Raw genomic sequence first — 7,422 nt, forward strand, 5'->3', positions numbered from 1 at the left:
GTGGCTTGTAAGCATGAAAACCTACTCTGGAGAAACAGTGGTAAAGTCAATCCTTGTGAAAGCAAGATTGTCGCCATGAGCAACTTAACTCCAATGGATGACGAGAAAAATCTCCCAAAGAAAAAGGGCAGGACACTCCCTCCCAAGCTGATCATCTGGCTGGGAAAGTATGTCTGGACGACTATGTGGCAGATCATGATGTCAAAGCTTGCTCCTAGCAATCAGTCGGGAGCGTATATTCGTCCTAATAGCCAGTTTCGGAAGTTCATTGGCACAGAGTCAGGGAATCTGTACCCACCAGCAGAGGGGCGCTACAAACTCTATGTTGGGCTGGGCTGTCCTTGGGCACACCGAACCTTGGTTGTGCGATCGCTCAAAAAACTCGAAGCGGTAATATCAGTGTGTATCGTTTCTCCTTCTCCGATTGAAGGCGGTTGGATATTTAACCAAGAAGAACAGGGTTGCAGCACACTAGCTGAATTTTATCAGTTGGCAGAACCTGGTTACAGTGGACGCTCTACAGTGCCAGTACTATGGGATAACCAAACAAAAACTATCGTCAATAATGAGAGTTCAGAGATTATTGTGATGCTGAACTCTGAGTTTAACGAGTTCGCCAACAATCCCACACTCGATCTCTACCCAGAAGAACTCAAAGATAAAATTGACTGGTGGAATGAGAAGATTTATCACGCCGTAAATAACGGTGTATATCGCTGCGGCTTTGCCCAAACTCAAGAAGCATACAATCAAGCCTGTAATGAACTGTTCGCAACTCTCGATGAGATTGAGATTGCATTGCAGACTAATCGATATCTGTGTGGAGACAATCTCACACTCGCAGATGTCCGTTTATTCACGACGTTATTTCGTTTTGATAGTGCCTACTACGGGTTGTTTAAGTGCAATAGGCGGCGAATTCAAGACTATCAGAATCTAGGAGGTTATCTACGTGATCTATATCAGCTTCCAGGTGTTGCTGACACCTGCGATGTCGAGAGTGTGAAGCGGGATTACTACGGGAACCTATTCCCACTCAATCCGGGCGGGATCATTCCTGATGGGCCTGATATATCTTATCTTGATCAACCACATGGCCGCGATCGCATCGGCAAAGTCAATGCTTCATAAGGTACATTGAGAACTGATACCTCGATGGCTGCATTCGGCAGTTGCTGTAATCGTGAACCAGATTAATCGAGTTGCAATTGTTGGTGGAACTCATGGCAATGAATTTACCGGGGCTTACCTGATCAAAAAATTTGCCCAGTTTCCCCATCTAATTACTAGACCAAATTTTGAGACAGTCACTCTGTTAGCAAATCCTAACGCTTTTGCGGTGGGGAGGCGATATGTAGAAAAGGATTTAAATCGCTGTTTTCTCAAGCAAGATTTAGAAGATCGGACTCTGAACAGTTACGAACAATTGCAAGCTAAATCAATTCAGGACATACTAGGATCAAATGGGGATAAACAAGCAGATTTCATCTTAGACTTGCACAGCACTACAGCTAATATGGGTCTGACAATTATTTTGGTAAACAATCATCCCTTAAACTTGAAATTAGCTGCTTATCTGAGCCAAATTAATCCTTTGGTCAGGGTTTATCGCTGCTCTTTTAAATCAGTTGAAGAAAACCCATTTGTAAATTCTCTGTGCGAATTAGGCTTTGCGATCGAGGTTGGCCCCATTGCCCAAGGTGTATTAAAAGCGAGGCTGTTCCAACAAACACAAGAACTTGTTCACACGGTTCTGGACTATCTGGAACAATTTAATCAGGGTGAAATTCCATCAACTAAAGAAACGTTGATTGTCTATCACCATTTATCTAATGTGGACTATCCAAAAAAACAGGATGGGACAATCTTTGGAATGATTCATCCAGAGCTTCAGGACAAGGATTATCAAGCCTTGAATCCAGGAGATCCAATTTTTCTAACTTTTGATGATCAAACAATTGTTTATGAGGGAACATCTACCGTTTGGCCGATTTTTATTAATGAGGCAGCTTACTACGAAAAGGGAATTGCAATGTGTTTGACTCAGAGACAGCAAATCAATATTTAGTGCTTAGAAGCCCTGAACCGAAGTCCGAAACTTGACCGATAAAGCCCAAACCTAACAGTAGAATTTACGCTTAAAATTGTCTTAATATTAAACTAATAATGGCAACTAAACGACCACTAAACAAACCAATAGCCAGTCTTTCTTTAGATTTGGATAATATTTGGTCTTATCTAAAAAATCAGGGTGTTCCGGGTTGGGAGACTTTTCCTTCTTACTTGGATATCGCAGTACCTCGTTTCTTAGATATTCTCCAGCAATGGGATTTGACAATCACAGTGTTTATTGTCGGTCAGGATGCAGCGCTGGAAAAGAACACCAAGGTATTACAAGCGATCGCTAGCGCTGGTCACGAAATTGGCAATCACTCATTTTACCATGATCCTTGGCTACATCTGTATTCAGAGGATGAGATTGAACAAGAGGTGGTCTTGGCCGAAGAACATATCAAGCGCGTTACTCATCAACATCCTATCGGCTTCCGGGGGCCTGGATACAGTTTTTCGCCTGCGGTATTGAAAGTTTTAGCACGACGGGGATACAAATATGATGCTTCGACTTTTCCCACATTTTTGGGGCCCATAGCACGAGCATACTACTTGATGACCTGTAAACTGAGCAAGGAAGAACGCAAGAAACGGGAAGCCCTGTTTGGCGGTTTCAAAGACGGTTTGCAGCCTCTAAAACCTTACCAGTGGCACATGGGTAAGGATAAACTGATTGAGATTCCCGTTACCACCATGCCAATTTTCAAGGTGCCAATTCACTTCAGTTACATAATGTATCTGAGTACATTTTCTTCGGAAGTGGCATTACTCTACCTGCGAATTGCCCTGTGGCTGTGTAAACTTACACGCGTCCAGCCTTCTTTGCTACTCCATCCTACAGACTTTTTAAGTCAAGAAGATGTGCCAGAACTATCATTCTTCCCTGGTATGAGTGTCCCCACCTACAAAAAGCTAGCAATAGTGAACAAAAGTTTAGAACTTATATCTAGTCAGTTCAATGTTTTGACTGTTGGACAACACGCCAAATTCGTAGCCGATACCCGTCAACTGCCTGTATTAGTGCCTCAAAAGAGGTAAAAATATGTATGATCTATGCGATTTAAGTAAGCCGGCAAGAAAATTTAAATGTATGTAAACAAATCAGGACTTACGCAAACCTGACTCCTGAATTCTTTCTTGATAAGATGCTTATTATCTTTTAACTGTTGATACCAAAAAGATTTTTTAACTTGCTCAAATCAAAGTTTGACATTAATTTTAGCTATGAATTTAGTTGGATTCTAGGAAAGATATCACAGTCTACTGCTCCTATCTTTATGCAATAAAATTTTTGTCTGTAAAAATCGGGGCCTTTTCAGGGGAGCCAGTTCTTTTGAAACCAGCTGACATTTGCTAGCAAGAATGTGTATATTAAGTGAGAGTCATTTACTATATTCAATCTTTGAAACATCTATCTATGGTTAGAAAAAATAAACGTCTTTTGCTGCTAGTTATTTGCTGTAGTATAACTGGTGTAATTTTAGGAGGTACTGCCAGTTGGGCAGAAAGTAGTCTCTGTTTGGAAGACAGTAAGGTTACAAGTGAGTGTCTAACCCAAGATCCAATTCAAAAAACTATCCAAGGGATGAGTACCGGATTGTTAGCTGGGGCTGGGGCCGCTTTCGGTGCAGTATGGCAGTTACGGCATGAAGATTGAGCGTGAACTACCACTAACCCGGAGTTCCGGGTTAGATTAGGTTTCTGTAGTAATTAGCCAGTGCCTCTACTTAGACTTTCGCCCAGCATGAGGTCTTACCTCCCCTTTTACAGCAGAGACGGCTGAACCTTCCCCCAATAGCCATCTGATACCTCCCGGTTCGCTGATTTTTTTTGGAGTTCGAGAAATTGCCGAAAAACAGAAAATCTAGGTTTAGTAATGGTTTTAAGCATTCCCCTAAATTTACCTTGAACTACCACCCTGCTCTAAAAACTCTATTTTTATGCGATGCCTACGGCGGCAAACTACGCGCAAAGTCGGCGTTATAGTACATCTGTATGACAAACTGGAACCCCTATTAAATCGTTCAGCTTTTTTCTAACTCAATTTAAAATGGGCGAACCGGGAGTCATAAGTCTGGGTTAATCGCCTGGATTGGTGAACGAAATAATCAGCTTTTTGGTCACTTACGTTGTTTTATTGACATTTTGCAACGCAGTCACAGCGCTACAGCTAACTCTCCCGATTGAGCCTTAACCCTTAATGGAGTTGTCGCCCTAAATGCGTAAGCAATTGGCCAACTGCTAACTCCTGACTTCCACCAGCTAGCAGGTCAGGTTGTAAGTTGAAGTCGGAAGTTACCGCTTTCGTTTAGCGCTGCACGTTGCCATCAACGATTGGCTTGCAAGGGGGTGTTGACACCCGCTCAGAAAATATGTATCTTCAAAGTATATACGTCAGAGGAATTTTTCAAAGTGTTTCACTCCGAAAATCTCAAGTTCGGGCGTGTAGATCACTAACAAAATATTTGGAGATAGCTATGACCGCAGTTGTTGCTAAATGGGGAAATAGTTTAGCTATTCGGATTCCAAGAGCGGTAGCTGAACAAGCACATATAACTGAAGGGACAGGTATGGATATTACTGTAGAAGGTAACAGTATTATTGTTACACCACGAAAAAGAAAAAAGTATACGCTTGATGAATTGCTTGAAGGTATGACTCCTGAGAAATTTCATCCAGAATTTGAAACTGGAAATGCTGTGGGGAATGAGCATTGGTAGTTAATCAATACTTTCCCAAAAGAGGAGATATTATCAAATTAGAATTTGGATCAAAACAGCAGTTTACGGTTGATTCAATTCAGCGTGCATTTGCCCTTTATAACTCAGGAATGTCATTTGATGACATTGCTAGGACAATGAACAATGAACTACAACAGCAAGGGCGGGAGCAAATGGGCTACCGCCCTGTTCTTGTTATATCTCCAATTCAATACAATCGAATGGCTTCTTTAGTTTTAGCGTGTCCTATAACCAGCAAGGCAAAAGGGCTTAGTTTTGAAGTTCCACTTGTTGAGGGAACGCAAACAAAAGGAGTTGTGTTAGCCGACCAAATTAAAACACTCGATTGGAAAGCTAGAAAGGTAAAATTTGTTGAAAGTGTTTCACAAGATATAATAGAAGAAGTACAGGCAAAGCTCGAAACATTAATTTTATAAAACTAATTTTATTGCTCCTTTTATACATTTATAACCAATGATTTCCATGCTTTCTGACAAGCCAATTGTCTAACTGTGCTAACACTTCGCTGCAACGGACTGAATCGATATCTGGGTTGGGATGCAAAGAAGCAAGCGTATGGGCGCATTTGCATTCTTGGTGGGTTATAGAGAATAATCACAGATAAAGCAGCTTTGGCATCTTCGTGCGAGAGAATAAATATAAAATATGGCGATCGCAATCGATTTTGGTACTAGCAACACAGTCATTGCTCGTTGGAACCCCGTAACCCAACAGCCAGAAACCCTGAATCTACCAGGCTTATCAATTAAACAAAGTCTCAATCCGCCACTGATTCCCAGCTTGGTTTATGTTGAAGACGCAACCCAAAATAAAGTCTTAGTCGGGCAACAAGTACGCGATCGCGGTCTTGACCTCAAAGGCGAAACGCGGTTTTTCCGCAGCTTTAAGCGCGGTATCGGTGCAGATATCCAAGGTTTCTTACCCGAATTAGATGGGCAACTTGTCACCTTTGAACAAGTCGGGCAATGGTTTCTCACCAAAGTGATTGAGGAACTAGCACCTCTGCAAGGTGGCTTAGATTCTCTAGTGTTAACGGTACCCGTAGACAGTTTTGAAGCCTATCGTCACTGGTTGGGGAAAGTTTGTCAAGCCCTTCCCGTCGAACAGGTGCGGATGCTGGATGAACCCACAGCCGCCGCTTTGGGTTATGGCTTGGCAGATCAAGAAATTCTCTTGGTGATTGACTTTGGTGGTGGTACTTTGGATTTGTCCCTTGTGCGGTTGGATCAAGGGGTGCAAGCAAGCACAAAGCCCTTGGGATTTATCCTCAAGTGGGGTAATAAGTCCTTGGCTGAAGATTCAAAACAAAAAGTCAAAACTGCCCGTGTCCTGGCGAAAGCTGGGCAAAATTTGGGCGGTACTGATATTGATAATTGGTTAGTAGATTACTTTGCCAAAACTCAAGAGTTGGCGGTAAGTCCCTTGACAACACGATTGGCAGAACGGGTAAAAATTCAGCTATCAACTCAAAACCAAGCTAGTGAAGTTTATTTTGATGATGAGACATTAGAAAGTTATGAACTGGAACTAAACCGCGACACTTTTGAAAATATCCTCAAAGAACACGCATTTTTTGAGTTACTGGATGAGTCGATGACGACACTGTTGCAGCAAGCAAGACGCCAAGGGATAGAACTTCCAGATATTAATGCAGTTTTGTTAGTTGGTGGGACAGTGCAATTACCAGCAGTGCAGACATGGATCAAACAGTATTTTGAGCCAGAAAAAATCCGTTGCGAACGTCCTTTTGAAGCGATCGCTCAAGGTGCATTACAGTTAGCACAAGGGATACAAATTAAAGACTTTCTTTACCATAGTTATGGTATCCGCTACTGGGATCGCCGCAACCAGCGTCACAAATGGCATTCTTTAATTAAAGCTGGACAGGCATATCCAATGAGTCAGCCAGTGGAATTAGTCTTAGGCGCTTCTGTGGAAAATCAGCCTAGTATTGAACTAATTATGGGAGAATTGGGAGCAGATACAGGTAACACCGAAGTTTATTTTGATGGCGATCGCTTAATTACTCGTCGTCTAGACAGTAGTGAAACCAGCGTCAAACCCCTCAACGATCAAGAAGGCGCGAGGACAATTGCCCAGCTGACACCAGCCGGATATCCTGGAAGCGATCGCATCAAAATTCTCTTTCAAGTTGATGAGCAACGTTTTTTGCGAATCACCGTTGAGGACTTGTTAACTAATGATACACTTTTAGAAAATCAACTTGTGGCACAGTTGAGTTAATTTACTAAGAGGATTTAAAAGTGGGATACCGCAACCGTCGAAATCCCGGATGTTGCGCGTTACTAAGGTCAATTGATGAATTTGAGCAGTAGCAGCAATCATCATATCTGCTTGGGTGTGTGTTTTCCCACTTAATCTTAGTTGACCGAATTTTAGATTTTAAATTTTGGAAAATGGAATTGTTGGGCGTTGCCTAAGAAGAGAAGATTCTTGCGTTCCATTATTTAAAAAGGTCTCTTCGCGAGAGCGTCTGGTAGAGTTGCGAACGTATTTAAACGCGAGAATAATTCTTTAATCCGTCTTGGAAAGTTTGCTCAAGTCAAGC

7 protein-coding genes are annotated in these 7,422 nt (G+C 42.1%); all 7 read left to right on the top strand.

Going from position 1 to position 7,422, the window contains the following annotated elements:
* The first annotated feature begins 75 nt into the window (after positions 1–75).
* The 7 genes from HWQ23_RS29715 to HWQ23_RS29745 all read left to right on the top strand — a co-directional run bounded on the left by HWQ23_RS29715 (position 76) and on the right by HWQ23_RS29745 (position 7,097).
* The gene (locus HWQ23_RS29715; RefSeq protein ID WP_292836884.1) at positions 76–1,131 is read left to right on the top strand and encodes a glutathione S-transferase family protein; all 1,056 of its coding nucleotides are present in this window, start codon (positions 76–78) and stop codon (positions 1,129–1,131) included.
* 52 nt (positions 1,132–1,183) lie between these two features.
* Positions 1,184–2,068, top strand: coding sequence for an aspartoacylase (locus HWQ23_RS29720; RefSeq protein ID WP_292836886.1), 885 nt, complete (start codon positions 1,184–1,186; stop codon positions 2,066–2,068).
* A 98-nt stretch (positions 2,069–2,166) separates the two neighbouring features.
* A complete protein-coding gene (locus tag HWQ23_RS29725; protein ID WP_292836888.1) occupies positions 2,167–3,150 on the top strand; it encodes a polysaccharide deacetylase family protein in 984 nt (327 codons plus the stop codon).
* Positions 3,151–3,529: 379 nt separating this feature from the next.
* Positions 3,530–3,769: a hypothetical protein gene (locus HWQ23_RS29730; protein WP_292836890.1), complete on the top strand. Its 240-nt coding sequence runs from the start codon at positions 3,530–3,532 to the stop codon at positions 3,767–3,769.
* 820 nt (positions 3,770–4,589) lie between these two features.
* Complete coding sequence (locus HWQ23_RS29735) at positions 4,590–4,832, top strand: AbrB/MazE/SpoVT family DNA-binding domain-containing protein (RefSeq protein WP_292836892.1); 243 nt, start codon at positions 4,590–4,592, stop codon at positions 4,830–4,832.
* Positions 4,826–5,269 (top strand): type II toxin-antitoxin system PemK/MazF family toxin, encoded by a 444-nt coding sequence (locus tag HWQ23_RS29740; RefSeq protein ID WP_292836894.1) that lies wholly within the window; start codon positions 4,826–4,828, stop codon positions 5,267–5,269. The genes HWQ23_RS29735 and HWQ23_RS29740 overlap by 7 nt, the downstream gene beginning before the upstream one ends.
* Positions 5,270–5,498: 229 nt before the next feature.
* On the top strand, positions 5,499–7,097 hold the full coding sequence (locus tag HWQ23_RS29745) for an Hsp70 family protein (RefSeq protein WP_292836896.1): 1,599 nt from the start codon (positions 5,499–5,501) through the stop codon (positions 7,095–7,097).
* The last annotated feature ends 325 nt before the right edge of the window (positions 7,098–7,422 follow it).

Source organism: Nostoc sp. JL33 (assembly GCF_017114985.1).
Taxonomy (GTDB): domain Bacteria; phylum Cyanobacteriota; class Cyanobacteriia; order Cyanobacteriales; family Nostocaceae; genus Nostoc.